Source organism: Erwinia sp. MYb416 (genome assembly GCF_037479575.1).
GTDB lineage: Bacteria > Pseudomonadota > Gammaproteobacteria > Enterobacterales > Enterobacteriaceae > Erwinia > Erwinia rhapontici.
The window spans coordinates 921091-934342 of the sequence record NZ_JBBGYT010000438.1 but is presented as its reverse complement, the minus strand read 5'-3'; the positions used below and the strand labels follow the sequence as shown (position 1 = coordinate 934342).

Sequence of the window (13252 nt, the reverse complement as noted above, 5' to 3'; positions counted from 1 at the left end):
GTTATTTGCACAAATAGCACCCATTACGGAGATTTTTTTCCGCATGACTCAGACTATTAATTGTAAAGATTCGCATAATAGCATTCGTTGCTAAGCAATGAGAAGCACTAAAGAATCCGATTGATTCCCAATTTTTTCTCGTTATTGATTGGCATCAAGGGTGCCACTGACGCTACGCTGTCGTGGGGGTTCTCTGAAGGGGGCAAGGTTATGAAGCCATCAGGCTGGATAGAAATGGCGCGCGATGACGCGACGTCGATTGAAACCCTGCGCGCTCATTTTACCGGCCACGCTTACGATCCACACTGGCATGACAGCTACCTGGTCGGTGTGACCGAACAGGGTGTGCAACAGTTTCATTCGCGTCGCCAGCAGCATCAGAGCCGTCCCGGTACGGTATTTTTACTGGAACCGGGTGAACTGCATGATGGCGATGCGATCGACGAAAGGGGTTTTACCTATCGTATGCTGTATATCGACCCGCTCACGCTGCGCCAGCAATTAAGCAGCCTGTTTAGTGAGATTCCCGACCGTTTTGAACTGAACTTTGCCCGTACCCTGAGCAGCGATCGTCAACTGGCGTGGGCAACGCTTCATGCCTTTCAGGCTCTGCATGACAATGAGTTGAAAATCATCAAAGAGAGCGCGTTACAGCGCCTGTTTTCTGCCCTGACACGCCACCTTCACTGGCGGCGCCCCCTTCAACTGGCTGCGCATGAGAACACCCTGGCGCTGCGGGCGCGCGATTTTATGCTGGACCACCGTTATGACAATATCGGCCTGAGCGATATGGCAGCGGCGCTGGAGGTTGATCGTTTTCGTCTGTCACGCGAGTTTCACGCTCACTTTGGCCTGCCTCCTCATGCCTGGCTGATTCAGTTGCGCCTGAGCGAAGCGCGCCGCCTGCTGTCGGCCGGTCAGCCCCCAGCCCTGGTTGCGGCACAGCTGGGATTTGCCGATCAAAGCCATCTCGGGCGCTGGTTTAAACGCGCCTATCAGCTGACTCCCGCTTTTTATCAACAGCACTGCACAAATCTTCCAGACTGAGCCGCCGCACTGATTTACGCTGCGTTTTTTCTCCGTCAGAAGGCAAAAATGATGAATGATGTTCGTTGTGTGGTGGTACTGAATAGTGCGTTAACCGTGGGCAAGGCGGCCAACGCCGCCGCGGTACTGAGCCTGACGCTGGGGCAGCGTCATCCGCATCTGGTCGGTGATGCGTTAGCGGATGCCAGTGGCCAGTGCTATCCGGGCCTGATCCCGGTGGGCATCCCGGTGCTGTCAGCCGATAATACCCAGTTGAGTGTGCTGCTTGAGTGCTGCGAAGAGCAGCAGTTTGATGCGATTATCTTTCCGCAGGAGGGCCAGATGACGGTGGATTACGCCGAATTTTCAGCTGCCGTCAGTCAGATTGCCACCGCCGATCTACAACACCTCGGGCTGGCTATCGCCGGGGAGAAGAAGGCACTGCGGAAACTGACGGCGAAACTGAAACTCTTTGGCTGATCGCAGGCCGACAGCAGCAAGCCTGCCTATCTGTTATGACGCCTGCCAGCCGCCGCCCAGTGCGCGGTAGAGATCGATCTGCGCCAGCAACAGATTATTTTTGGCCTGCACCACACTGAGCTGGATGCTGAACAGCGTACGCTGAGCATCCAGCTCATCCAGATAGGAAGCGTAGCCATTCTGATAGCGGTTGCGCGCGATACGCAGCGCCTCCTGCACCACTTTCTCCTGTGCCTGTAACTCGGAGAGTTGCTCCTGATAACGGGTAATGGCATCCAGATCGTTATTCACTTCTCCAAACGCACTGCGTACCACTTTTTCATAGTTGTACAGTGCCTGGTTGCGCGTGGCCATGGAGACATCAACCTGCGCGGTCAGCGCTTCACGGTTCAGCAACGGTGCCAGCACGCTGCCGCCAATACTCCACAGGCGGAACGGATTCTCCACCAGTTCATGGAGCACCGAGCTTTGCATTGTTCCGGTGGCGGTGAGATTCAGTGAAGGCAGCAGACTGGCGCGTGAAGACTGAAGTGATGCATCCGCCGCCAGGAGCTGGCGTTCGGCCTGCACGATATCCGGCCTGCGCTGCAACAGCTGAGACGGCATCACGGCAGGCAGCGTCTGCGGTGCCACGTGGTCAAAGTGGTTCTGGCGGGCAATCTGACGCGGGTTCATTCCAACCAGAATACTCAGGGCATTTTCCTGCTCAGCAATCTGATGTTGTAACAGCGGGATTTGCGCTTTTGCCGTCTGATATTCCGACTGCGACTGCACCCACTCCAGGCGCGAGGTGTAACCCGTTTCAAACTGGCGCTGTGCCAGCTTTAACGAGTTGGCACGGCTGGCCAGCGTGGCTTCCGTAACCCGCAGCTGTTCGTCGAGCGACACCAGGGTCATATACCCTGACGCCACCGAACTGGCGATGGTCAGTTCGGCCGCGCTCGCCGCCGCCTGCTGGGCTGCCAGCGAGGCTTTGGCTGCATCAATGCTGCTGCTGCGTTCACCCCATAAATCGACGTTGTAGTTGGCCTGTAACAGGCCCTGGAAGACGGTGGATTGCGCAGGCTGGCCCGTTGCCGCGGAGATAGCCCGCGCACGGCTTGCCGCCACGCCGGCATCCAGCGTCGGGTAGTTATCCCCCTGCGCTCCACGTAGCTGAGCACGATACTGATCGACGCGTGAACGGGCGGTTAATATATCCGGGTTGTTGCGCAGCGCCTGCTCCACCAGCTGGTTCAGTGATGCATCGTTAAACGCCCGCCACCAGCTCGCTTCCACCGCCGCACCCGGTCCAACCTGGTTTCGCCACTGCATCGGTATTGGCAACGCCGACGGTGCCTGCTCCACTTCCGTAGCACAGCCTGCCAGCGTGGCCGTCAGCATCATCATCACCAGAGTTTTCGGCGCAGGCATCATTTTTTATCTCCATCCTGCACGGCCGCAGTATCGATATTGACCTCGACCGACATACCCGGACGCAGATGGGCCGTGTTATCGCTGGTGATCTTAATTCGCACCGGAATGCGCTGGGCAATTTTCACAAAGTTGCCGGTGGCGTTATCCGGTGAGATCGCACTGAACTCCGATCCCGCTGCCGGGGAGATATACTCAACCTCACCGTTAAACTGTTCACCGTCCAGTGCATCAACGTGGAACGTCACAGGCAGCCCCGGACGGATGCGCGCCATCTGGGTCTCCTTCATATTAGCCACCACCCACATCTGCTGCGGCACCAGCGAGGTCAGCCGGGTTCCCGCCGTGACGTAAGCGCCCTGCCGCACAGAGATTTGCCCTAACTGCCCATCACGCGGGGCGATAATTTTGGTGTTGTCGAGGTCGATCTGCGCCAGTTCCAGCGCGGCCTGCGCGCTGGCGACATCCGCCTCCAGCGAGGCACGATTAACAATCACGGTTTGCAGATCCTGGCGAGAGACTTCCAGTGTGGCCTGCGCCTGCTGCACATCCGCTAGTGTCTGGCTATTGCTGGCACGCGATGCATCGCGTTCACGCAGAGAAAGTGAACCATCTGAGACCAGATTTTCCACACGCTTCAGATCCAGCCCACCTTTTACCGCCTGGGCTTTGGCGTTTTGCAGTGCGGCGTCATTGCGTTTGATCACCGCTTCCGCGCTGCGGCGCTGCTGAATATTGTTGGCCAGCGTCGCTTTTTTCATATCCAGCTGCGCCATCGCCTGGTGCACGCGCTGGCGATAGATGCGGTCGTCAATGGTCATCATCAGGTCGCCCTGGTGGACCGGCTGGAAGTCCAACACCTTAACCTCAGTGATATAACCACTGACCTGCGGGCTGATAAAAGTCACCTGGCCGCGCACATAGGCGTTTTCCGTTGACTGTGTCTGGCTGGTAAAGGGCGGTAGCTGCCAGGCGTAAAGGATCACCAGTACGCCGACCAGGGCAATCCCCGATCCAAGGGCAATCGATAAAATACGCAGCTTATTATTTCTCAGACGCTCGGTGAGTTGCTGCTGTTCCTGTTGACTCATGTTTTCCCCGTGTTCCCTTCTTCGTTCCACAGAACGCTTACCGGGCAATAGTCTTGTTAAGATTTTGCATCGCGCGCTGTTCCGCTTCGGCTTCGCGTTTGGCCTGCTGCCAGTTGAGATAACGCAGACGCGAAAGACGCCACAGCACCCAGAGTAAAGTGATCCCTGCCATGATGGCAGTCAGCATATACACATCGTTATAGGCCAGTACATTCGCCTGTAATGTGGCAACGGTTTGCAGCTGTGCCGTGCCCTGAGCACTTTGCAGGGTGCTGTCACCCACAAGGCTGGCAAACAGATTATTGTACTGGGCTAAACGATCGGTCACGTTCGGATCCAGCAGCGACAGCTGGTCACCGAGCAGGCTGGAGTGATATTTTTCGCGCCAGGTCTGGAAGGTCCCGAGCAGCGCCGAACCCATCAGGCCGCCGAGGTTTTGACTCATACCAAACAGCACTACAAAGCTGACCAGGTTCTTCGGCTGAGTCACCACGCTGCCCACGCCCAGCAGCATCGCTGGTGCGATAAAGAAGGAGGTACTGAAGCCCAGCAGGAACTGACTGAAATACATATTACTGGCGCGGGTCAGCGGGCTGGACTGGGCATCCATCAGCGAGGCCACCATCACGATAATCAGCGACAGTACAATCGGCCAGCTCAGATGTTTGGGATTAATGGTCAGCGCGCTACAGATAATCCCCGCCGCCACCCCGGCAAGGATCGCCAGCGCCAGCCCCTGCATCTGATCGTTCAACATGCCAATCTGTTGCAGATAACCAATCGCACCGGTGTTCTGTTCGGCCAGCATGATACGCAGCAGGATCATCACAATACCGAGACGGAATATCGCCCCGCTCCCCAGCCAGCGGGTGTTAATCAGTGGATTACTGCGATTGTGTTCCACCAGCACGGCTGCCGTGACCAGCACCAGCCCGAGGGCGAGGCAAACGCCCAGCCACGGCGTGCTGGTCCACCATTCAATGCGCCCGAGCGACAGTACGCCGCAGAACAGCGCCATACCGGGTGCCAACAGGAAGAAGGTCAGAAAGTCTTTTTTCTCGAAAACTTTGGTGCGCTCTCCCGGAGGCAGTTTAAGGATCAGCACCGCACCGAGCGCCATTAACGCCAGCCCCAGCTCAAACAGGTACAACCCGCGCCACTCATCCAGTTGCAGCAGTTCCGTCGAGAACAGACGCGCAAGAGGAATGGCGAGCTGTGAAGCCCCCAGACCAATCGCCAGCGCTTTCAGGCGATGTTTCGCGGGCCAGGCCTGAACCTGATAATAGATACCCAGTGAACTGAGTGCGGCACCGACCATGCCGTGCGCCGCACGGACGATAATCGCGGAACTGAGGTCGTTGACCAGCAGATGGAAGAACGCCACCAGCACATACAGCACCAAAAACGCTTCGGTGAATACCCGCAGCCCGAACTGCTGGCGAAACTTCACCAGCAGCAGGTTAATCGAGATATTTCCCATCACGTAAACGGCGGGCAGCCAGGCAATCTCGTTATTGTAGGCACCAAACACGCCCTGCAAATTGGTCAGGTTGGCAGTCACCAGCGCGTTACTGAGCGCCCCGGTGATGCAAATCAACAGGCCAACGATACCAAAGGCAATGCGTTTATGGGTGGGGTGCAGCGGCGTAGAGGGCGATCCAGGCAGCATGGGCTTTTCGCCAGGCGCCCACTCACGCGGAGCATAGGGATTGGATTTAATGCGGGACACCTTACTTCACCTCTGTCGCCGCCAGCAGCTGCTGCAGTACACGCTGGGTGACCGCCAGATCGCCCGCATTCACGCCAGACAGCAGCTCATTGCGCAGTGCATCAGCCTCCGTTTTCAAACGCTGATACAACACCTCGCCTTTCGGCGTGACATGCAGCAGTCGTTTACGCCGATCTTCAGGAGGCTGTACCCGCTCGACCAGTTGCTGCTTTACCAGACGGTCAATCAGCGGCACGACGCTGGCATCTTCCAGACCCAACGACTGCGCCAGTTCTTTCTGACTCATCGGCTCATCCTGAAGGGCGATCGTCGCCACGGCCATCCAGCTGCTCATGCTGAGACCATTATCTTTCATCCGCCGATCTATCGCCTGACGCCAGGCGTGGGCAGTAAGATGCAGCAAACGGGAGAAATTCAGTTCCTGGGTATTCAATAGGTAAGATGCCTGATAATTAGAGCTCTAACTAAACGATATAGCAATTATAGCCACGATGAGATAAAGAAAGGAAGACAACCTCAGAAGAGTGTAGATAATTCTTTTCCGCCTCGCCAGGCGGCTACCGCTTAAGGAACAGCATGATGCCCATTTTTACCCTGCGCCAGCAGCCTGAACGCCGCCATGAGATTGCTCGTCTGTTGCATAGCGAATGGTCTGAACTCGCGAACTGGTCCTCGTTAGCCACCATCAGCCAACGTCTTGATGAGCGTAACCAGCACGACAGCGGCAGTTTTACCCTGATCGCCTGTGACACTGACGGCACGCTGACCGGCACGGCCAGCGTGATCGAATATGAGCTGGATGACAGGCCAGAACGTCGTTACTGGCTGGGCGAAGTGTTCACACCAACAGAGTGGCGCGGTAAAGAAATAGGTTCCAGCCTGGTAAACGCCTGTATTGACCGCGCCCGCGCACAACAGATAGATGCGTTATGGCTGTATACACCGGACCAACAGGCTCTTTATCGTCGACTCGGTTGGCAGGATGTGGAACAGCGTTGGATTTCAGAAGAGTGGGTGACGGTGATGGTGCTGGGGTTGTCCGCAGTAATAGATGATCCTTCGTCTGACAAGATGCTGAATCGTGTTGGATCTTAGATAAGTGAATGATGAGGATGGGCAATCAGGTCTGGATAATAAACGGTGAAGATTAAATAAGCGTTCTTCACCGCGTTAGTATGGCTTTCATTTTCTGAGAGCCATCAAAAGACGACTTTTACTGCACCTACATCAGTCTCTTTCAAAGCAGCTGGAGTGATATAGGCTGGTCCAGCATCACTCAGCCAGTGCTTTATTATCCTAGAAAGCTCGGTGTCACTGGTGGTTCTGTGACTGGTGGTTCTGTGACTGGCGGTTCTGTGACTGGCGGTTCTGTGACTGGCGGTTCTGTGACTGCCGGTTCTGTGACTGGCGGTTCTGTGACTGGCGGTTCTGTGACTGGCGGTTCTGTCGTTGGTGGACAGGTTACTGGCGGCTTTGTCACTGGTGGTTCTGTCGTTGGTGGGCAGGTTACTGGCGGCTTTGTCAATGGTGGTTCTGTCGTTGGTGGGCAGGTTACTGGCGGCTTTGTCACTGGTGGTTTCTGAGTATTGCAGCACACTTTAATATTGATACAACCGCATTCGTCTTCAGCAGCAGAAATAGTCAACGACAAGTCACCGATGATAATGGTGTTTTGATCAATGCACAGTTTTTTCATTATTTATCCCTAATAAAACAACTCCATTTTATCGCCACGTATGTCTTAATCATCATAGCGATCCCTTAGGCCATTGTTATAGCACTCAAGGTGCGAATGAAATATCGCAATTGCTTGAGTAATTCATCCATTTTTCCATTACGCCTCAACGCAGGTAACCTCCTTTTCTTTAAAGGCCCAGCCTTAAATCTGCGGTTCGTGATGGTAAAAAATGTTGAACGGTCTGTACGTCACGACCGAAAAATAGCGGTAGTTCCGGTTGTTGGTGGGCAGAAGTAGAAGCGAATATTAGGAAGGCATATTAGGAAAGGATTAATTCAGACGTAAAAAAACCGCCTTTCGAGGCGGTTACGACATTGCTTACTGCTTGTTTTTATTCGTTTTAATCGGTACTGATAATATGGTGCCCGGGGTGGGACTTGAACCCACACAGCCATAAGCCGAGGGATTTTAAATCCCTTGTGTCTACCGATTTCACCACCCGGGCATGGGTGTTAATTGGAGGCGCGTCCCGGAGTCGAACCGAGGTAGACGGATTTGCAATCCGTAGCATGGCCACTCTGCCAACGCGCCTTTAAATCTTTTTGTCATCAAAGAGTCATCTCTGGCGACTAATTTGGAGCGGGAAACGAGACTCGAACTCGCGACCCCGACCTTGGCAAGGTCGTGCTCTACCAACTGAGCTATTCCCGCATTGCCATCAGTTTTATTCTGTTTTAAATGAGACCTTCAGAACTTGCTGATTTGCTTTATCTTCTGGCTGCCTGAGCTGCCTTTCGATGCGTTGCATTCTACTGTTCTGGCGCAATGAGTCAACCAAATTATCCTCACAATGCATCCGTTTGCTGCTTTTTAAGTCGCTTCGATCACCGTTCGAGCAAATCGCCACGTGCAGCGCTCAAATACTGGAACATTGACCAGAAGGTTAGCACAGCGGCAATGTACAACGCGGCAACGCCAACGCCCTCAACAATACTGTTCGGGCGCCATAACAGCGCAAACAGTGACAACATCTGGGCCGTGGTTTTGACTTTACCAATCCACGAAACGGCCACACTGCTGCGTTTGCCGATTTCAGCCATCCACTCGCGCAGAGCTGAAATGATGATTTCACGGGCAATCATGGTGGCAGCCGGTAAGGTGATCCACCATGAGTGGAAATACTCGGCCACCAGCACTAACGCGATCGCCACCATCACTTTATCGGCCACCGGATCCAGGAACGCCCCGAACTGGGTCGTTTGTTTCCAGCGACGGGCCAGGTAACCATCAAACCAGTCAGTCACCGCAGCAAAGATGAAAATCAGTGCGCATGCCAGTGGAGCCCATTGAAATGGCAGGTAAAATGCCAGTACAAAGAATGGGATTAATACAACGCGAAACAGGGTAAGTAAGGTCGGAATATTAAATGGCATAATTACGCTAACTGTTTGGACAGAGTAGAATTTGTCCCTATGTTCCTACATTGCTACGGGTGTTGCAATGCTTAGTGTTTCAGCGCATAGAAGATTTTTTCAGCCAGCGCATGTGAAATTCCAGGGATACTGGCGATTTCTTCCATAGAGGCATTGATCAACGGTTGCAGGCCTCCCATGTACTTGAGCAGCATCTGGCGCCGTTTTGGACCGATCCCTTCAATGGTTTCCAGCGCACTGGTGTTCTTCACTTTAGCCCGTTTATTACGATGGCCTGTTATTGCATGATTGTGAGAGTCATCACGAATATGCTGGATAACATGTAACGCCGGAGAGTCTGGCGGCAAAGCAAATCCCTCCCCTTCCGGTTCAAGGAACAGCGTTTCCAGCCCGGCTTTACGATCGGTGCCTTTTGCCACCCCCAGCAACAGAGGATGATGTTTATCCCAGGTCACATCCAGTTCAGCGAAAACGTCTTTCGCCTGTGAAAGCTGGCCTTTGCCACCATCGATCAGAATTACGTCAGGAATTTTGCTCTCTTCAATGGCCTTGCCATAACGGCGACGCAGCACCTGGTTCATGGCCGCATAGTCATCACCGGGGGTGATGCCCGTGATGTTATAGCGACGATATTCGCTGCGCAGTGGCCCGTTGGCATCAAAAACCACACAGGAGGCGACCGTCTGCTCCCCCATCGTGTGGCTGATATCAAAACATTCCATACGACGAATAGCCGGTAACTTCAGGGTGTCGGCAAGAGCCGTTAGCCGTTGGTGTATAGTGGAATGCTGTGCCAGACGCGTCACCAGCGCGGTAGCCGCATTGGTGCGGGCAAGCTTCAGGTAACGGGCGCGGTCGCCCCGGGGTTTGCTCTGGATGGCAATACGCCTTCCGGCAAGCTCTGTCAGCGAGTCCGCCAGCAGCTCTTTTTCCGGTAACTGGAAATCCAGCAGAATATCAGCGGGTAACGTGCGTGCCTGGCTACCCTGCAAATAGAATTGCCCCACAAATGTCTGCACAACTTCAGCCAGTTCTGTGCCACTGGGCACTTTCGGGAAATAACTTCGGCTGCCCAACACCTTACCCTGACGGATAAACAATACGTGCAGACAGGCCATTCCAGAGTCGAACGCAACACCGATGACATCCAGATCGTCCCCCTGATTGGAGACAAACTGTTTTTCCGTGACGCGGCGCACCGCCTGTATCTGATCGCGCAGACGGGCGGCCTCTTCAAAGCGCATTTCCTGGCTGGCATGTTCCATGCGTGCAACTAGCTGATTCAGGACCTGATCGTCTTTACCCGAAAGGAACAAGCGCACATAGTCGATCTGGCGCGCATACTCCTCTTCCGTCACCAGCCCCTTCACGCAAGGCCCAAGGCAACGACCAATCTGGTATTGCAGACACGGACGTGAGCGGTTGCGATACACGCTATTTTCACACTGGCGTACCGGGAAAATTTTTTGCAACAGCGATAACGTCTCTCGTACCGCATAGCCGTTAGGGAAAGGACCGAAGTATTCCCCTTTCGCATGCTTGGCACCGCGATGGCTTGCCAGGCGCGGATGGGCATCCGCGCTCAGAAAGATGTAGGGATAGGATTTATCGTCACGCAGCAGCACGTTGTAGCGCGGCTGGTAAAGTTTGATGTAGTTATGTTCCAGCAGCAGCGCTTCGGTTTCCGTATGGGTCACCGTCACGTCTATCTGGCAAATCAGCGCCACCAGCGCTTCCGTCTTACGACTGGCGAGGTTTCCGCGAAAATAGCTGGAGAGCCGTTTTTTGAGATCTTTCGCTTTGCCAACGTAGATAACCGTACTCGCAGCATCATACATCCGGTAAACGCCGGGCTGGCTGGTGACGGTTTTCAGGAAATACTTTGCATCAAACTGATCATTCACTACTGATTAACGGCTCCGCGCTGTACAGGCCATGACGGATGGCCAGATGCGTTAACTCCACGTCCCCACTGATATTCAGTTTGCTGAACATGCGGTAACGATAGCTGTTAACAGTTTTAGGACTCAGATTGAGTTGTTCGGAGATTTCCGTCACTTTCTGGCCCTTAGTAATCATCAGCATAATCTGCAACTCGCGTTCCGACAAACTGTTGAACGGCGATTCCGCTTTTTGCGGTTCGATTTGGCTCAGTGCCATCTGTTGCGCAATATCGGAGGCAATATAGCGCTGCCCCGAGTTGACAGAGCGAATCGCGCTGATCACTTCCTGCGGCGCTGCCCCTTTGCTGAGATAACCAGAAGCCCCCGCCTGCATCACTTTTGCTGGCAACGGGTTTTCGGTATGAATCGTTAACATGATAATTTTGCAGTCTGGCGTGTAACGGATAATCTTGCGCGTCGCTTCAAGTCCGCCAATACCTGGCATATTCATGTCCATCAGCACCACATCAGCACTGTTAGCACGACACCATTTTACCGCATCTTCACCGCAGTTCGCTTCTCCAACAACCTGGATACCTTTGACATCCTCCAGGATGCGACGAATACCTGCGCGAACCAGCTCGTGGTCATCAACAAGAAAAACGCTTATCAAACGATGCTCCTTAAGCGGCTAAGGCAGGTGGCGAAAAAAACATTTGCAGGCCGATGATGTTACTACTTTTTCACGGCTGTTAGAACAGAAATAATGTCGAACTTTATACCAAATCTAATTTATCTGTAGAGGCTAAATAGCACGTAAATTCTTCAATAATGCAAAGGTGTAACTTGTAAACGTTAATCTTTTAGGTCGAAAAAAATCTCATCCGCCAGCACCATAATAAAATAAATTATAATTTACAATAAGTTGTATAAAAAATGCTATTTTTCATTTAAAAATAAAGTCAATATTTTCCTAAATTTTAGCACTTTCTACAACGTGACATAACACTAACGCACAACCGATTGTTTTATCATTAATCTTAACCGACTCACTGCTTTCTTCATGCCATTATATGATATACTTTCGAACACTTTACGTGCCTGGTAAACTAACCGGAAGCACTGTTTTTTCAAAGACTATCGGGAGAAATCATGAGCGAGACTGACTTTTCAACCAGCGAAGAAGTGCAGGCATTAGCTAACGAAGTGACGTGCATGAAAGCACTTGTCACACTGATGCTGAAAGGTATGGGTCAGGCAGATGCCGGTAAAGTCATCATCAATATGGAACGCTACATCGCCGCGCTGGAAGATCAGCAGCAGGCAGAAGTGTTCAGCAATACGGTCAAGCAGATCAAACACGCTTATCGTCAGTAATACACCCGCCTTCCCGCCGCGTTAAACGCCCGTTGCTTTTTTATTGGTTTTGTCACACCGTAGTGTTTTAACTGACAGAACAAAGCAATGGGCTTACTTTTCAAAGCAATACTGGGTGCTGCGGTCGTGGTGTTAATCGGCCTGTTATAGAGAACCCGTCATTACTATCTTGCCGGTCTCATTCCGCTGTTTCCCACCTTCGCACTGATAGCCCACTATATTGTGGCCAGTGAGCGGGGCATCGAGGCGCTGCGAACCACCATCGTCTTTGGCATGTGGGCGATTCTGCCCTACTTTATCTATCTGCTGGCACTTTGGTATTTTATTACGATGATGCGGCTGCCACTGGCACTGCTGGCAGCCGTATTATGCTGGGGCGTAGCAGCGTGGGTGCTGATCACGCTGTGGTCGAAATGGCATGGATAATAAACTTAGCGCCCGCGTGGCCCCCAGCTAACAGATACCCCAAGTGTAGGCAGCACTTCTTCAGGCCGGAAGCGACGTGCGCCATGGAACTTTTCAGCCAGATTCGGCTGAGCAATCGGGATTTTGACCGCAAACAGGTTGTCTTCTGACTGAATGATCCCTGGTGTGAGCGGATCATAGTTCACCTGATGCTGTTCAAACATCTGCTCCAGCATCGGCGTTGCCGCACTGTAGAGATACTGAATGCCCGATTGTCCCGCCAACTGCACCGCATGCCATAAAATGTTCAGCGGCAACTCCGCATCAATTTCAAGCCGGGCAGAGAAACGTGACATTTCCCAGACGATATCACTCTCATTGTTACTATTTTCAGCACCTGCGGCTGAACGGTTGCTGTCCGGATCCTGCCATGCCATTAAACGCGCACAACCACAGATACCAAACTGCGCAGTCCAGGCAATCAACCAGATCACATCGGAACGATCGAAGCGATCGTACTCCTGGCCCGGGGTACTAAGACGAGACGGAATCGACCAACCTTCACCTCTGGCAAAGACGCTGTAACGATAACTTCCTAATTCTGCCAGTAAAGATGACGGCATGTCCTTCAGCTTGGTCTGGATAATCTTCATTCATGATCCCCTGTCGCATTCCCTCGTGAGCGCCGCTCCTGACGGTTCGGGCAGGGTTGTTACCCTGGGCGCAGGGTAGACAAC

At 53.2% G+C, this 13252-nt stretch carries 13 protein-coding genes, 3 tRNA genes and 1 pseudogene; 6 read left to right on the top strand and 11 right to left on the bottom strand.

The genetic code is table 11. From position 1 onward, the window contains the following. Positions 1-210 precede the first annotated feature (210 nt). Both WH277_RS13925 and WH277_RS13920 read left to right on the top strand, forming a co-directional pair. Entirely contained in the window at positions 211-1047 is an 837-nt protein-coding gene (locus WH277_RS13925) for an AraC family transcriptional regulator (protein WP_159337106.1), read from the top strand. A gap of 51 nt (positions 1048-1098) precedes the next feature. Continuing rightward, positions 1099-1506, top strand: coding sequence for a DUF2000 domain-containing protein (locus WH277_RS13920; protein ID WP_133842085.1), 408 nt, complete (start codon positions 1099-1101; stop codon positions 1504-1506). 33 nt (positions 1507-1539) lie between these two features. Here WH277_RS13920 and WH277_RS13915 read toward each other — a convergent pair whose 3' ends face one another. From WH277_RS13915 to WH277_RS13900, 4 genes are all read right to left on the bottom strand, one after another. Continuing rightward, on the bottom strand, positions 1540-2922 hold the full coding sequence (locus WH277_RS13915) for an efflux transporter outer membrane subunit (RefSeq protein WP_159337107.1): 1383 nt from the start codon (positions 2920-2922) through the stop codon (positions 1540-1542). Next, a complete protein-coding gene (locus WH277_RS13910; protein ID WP_133840955.1) occupies positions 2919-4010 on the bottom strand; it encodes an HlyD family secretion protein in 1092 nt (363 codons plus the stop codon). Before WH277_RS13910 ends, WH277_RS13915 begins: the two co-directional genes overlap by 4 nt. Positions 4011-4047: 37 nt before the next feature. After that, complete coding sequence (locus tag WH277_RS13905) at positions 4048-5679, bottom strand: MFS transporter (RefSeq protein ID WP_205945556.1); 1632 nt, start codon at positions 5677-5679, stop codon at positions 4048-4050. A gap of 61 nt (positions 5680-5740) precedes the next feature. Next, entirely contained in the window at positions 5741-6172 is a 432-nt protein-coding gene (locus tag WH277_RS13900; protein WP_133840957.1) for a MarR family winged helix-turn-helix transcriptional regulator, read from the bottom strand. Positions 6173-6315: 143 nt separating this feature from the next. Between WH277_RS13900 and WH277_RS13895 the strand changes: the two genes are divergently transcribed. Both WH277_RS13895 and WH277_RS13890 read left to right on the top strand, forming a co-directional pair. Further along, entirely contained in the window at positions 6316-6834 is a 519-nt protein-coding gene (locus WH277_RS13895) for a GNAT family N-acetyltransferase (RefSeq protein WP_339505802.1), read from the top strand. A 245-nt stretch (positions 6835-7079) separates the two neighbouring features. Continuing rightward, positions 7080-7322 (top strand): hypothetical protein, encoded by a 243-nt coding sequence (locus WH277_RS13890; protein WP_339505801.1) that lies wholly within the window; start codon positions 7080-7082, stop codon positions 7320-7322. A 514-nt stretch (positions 7323-7836) separates the two neighbouring features. On the opposite strand, the gene WH277_RS13885 is transcribed toward WH277_RS13890, so the two are convergent. The 6 genes from WH277_RS13885 to uvrY all read right to left on the bottom strand — a co-directional run bounded on the left by WH277_RS13885 (position 7837) and on the right by uvrY (position 11406). Next, a tRNA-Leu gene (locus WH277_RS13885) sits at positions 7837-7922 on the bottom strand. Positions 7923-7934: 12 nt separating this feature from the next. Beyond that, a tRNA-Cys gene (locus WH277_RS13880) sits at positions 7935-8008 on the bottom strand. 44 nt (positions 8009-8052) lie between these two features. Continuing rightward, positions 8053-8128 (bottom strand) — tRNA-Gly (locus WH277_RS13875). A 173-nt stretch (positions 8129-8301) separates the two neighbouring features. After that, positions 8302-8850 (bottom strand): CDP-diacylglycerol--glycerol-3-phosphate 3-phosphatidyltransferase, encoded by a 549-nt coding sequence (gene pgsA / locus WH277_RS13870; protein WP_133840959.1) that lies wholly within the window; start codon positions 8848-8850, stop codon positions 8302-8304. A 71-nt stretch (positions 8851-8921) separates the two neighbouring features. Continuing rightward, on the bottom strand, positions 8922-10754 hold the full coding sequence (gene uvrC / locus WH277_RS13865; RefSeq protein WP_133840960.1) for an excinuclease ABC subunit UvrC: 1833 nt from the start codon (positions 10752-10754) through the stop codon (positions 8922-8924). Beyond that, the gene (gene uvrY, locus WH277_RS13860) at positions 10747-11406 is read right to left on the bottom strand and encodes a UvrY/SirA/GacA family response regulator transcription factor (RefSeq protein WP_133840961.1); all 660 of its coding nucleotides are present in this window, start codon (positions 11404-11406) and stop codon (positions 10747-10749) included. Before uvrY ends, uvrC begins: the two co-directional genes overlap by 8 nt. 479 nt (positions 11407-11885) lie before the next feature. Here uvrY and WH277_RS13855 point away from each other — a divergent pair, with 479 nt between their 5' ends. Then, positions 11886-12110 carry a DUF2594 family protein gene (locus tag WH277_RS13855; RefSeq protein ID WP_133840962.1) on the top strand — a complete coding sequence of 75 codons (225 nt, stop codon included), beginning with the start codon at positions 11886-11888 and terminating at the stop codon, positions 12108-12110. An 87-nt stretch (positions 12111-12197) separates the two neighbouring features. Beyond that, positions 12198-12536 (top strand): annotated as a pseudogene (locus WH277_RS13850) (GlpM family protein). 5 nt (positions 12537-12541) lie between these two features. On the opposite strand, the gene WH277_RS13845 reads toward WH277_RS13850, so the two are convergent. Beyond that, positions 12542-13168: an autoinducer synthase gene (locus WH277_RS13845; protein WP_133840964.1), complete on the bottom strand. Its 627-nt coding sequence runs from the start codon at positions 13166-13168 to the stop codon at positions 12542-12544. Positions 13169-13252 lie beyond the last annotated feature (84 nt).

What these genes read in the sequence shown, in the direction of transcription:
- WH277_RS13925 (WP_159337106.1), top strand. Translation starts at nt 211, where the DNA reads ATGAAGCCATCAGGCTGGATAGAAATGGCGCGCGATGACGCGACGTCG.
- WH277_RS13920 (WP_133842085.1), top strand. Translation starts at nt 1,099, where the DNA reads ATGAATGATGTTCGTTGTGTGGTGGTACTGAATAGTGCGTTAACCGTG.
- WH277_RS13915 (WP_159337107.1), bottom strand. Translation starts at nt 2,922, where the DNA reads ATGATGCCTGCGCCGAAAACTCTGGTGATGATGATGCTGACGGCCACG.
- WH277_RS13910 (WP_133840955.1), bottom strand. Translation starts at nt 4,010, where the DNA reads ATGAGTCAACAGGAACAGCAGCAACTCACCGAGCGTCTGAGAAATAAT.
- WH277_RS13905 (WP_205945556.1), bottom strand. Translation starts at nt 5,679, where the DNA reads ATGCTGCCTGGATCGCCCTCTACGCCGCTGCACCCCACCCATAAACGC.
- WH277_RS13895 (WP_339505802.1), top strand. Translation starts at nt 6,316, where the DNA reads ATGATGCCCATTTTTACCCTGCGCCAGCAGCCTGAACGCCGCCATGAG.
- pgsA (WP_133840959.1), bottom strand. Translation starts at nt 8,850, where the DNA reads ATGCCATTTAATATTCCGACCTTACTTACCCTGTTTCGCGTTGTATTA.
- WH277_RS13855 (WP_133840962.1), top strand. Translation starts at nt 11,886, where the DNA reads ATGAGCGAGACTGACTTTTCAACCAGCGAAGAAGTGCAGGCATTAGCT.
- WH277_RS13845 (WP_133840964.1), bottom strand. Translation starts at nt 13,168, where the DNA reads ATGAAGATTATCCAGACCAAGCTGAAGGACATGCCGTCATCTTTACTG.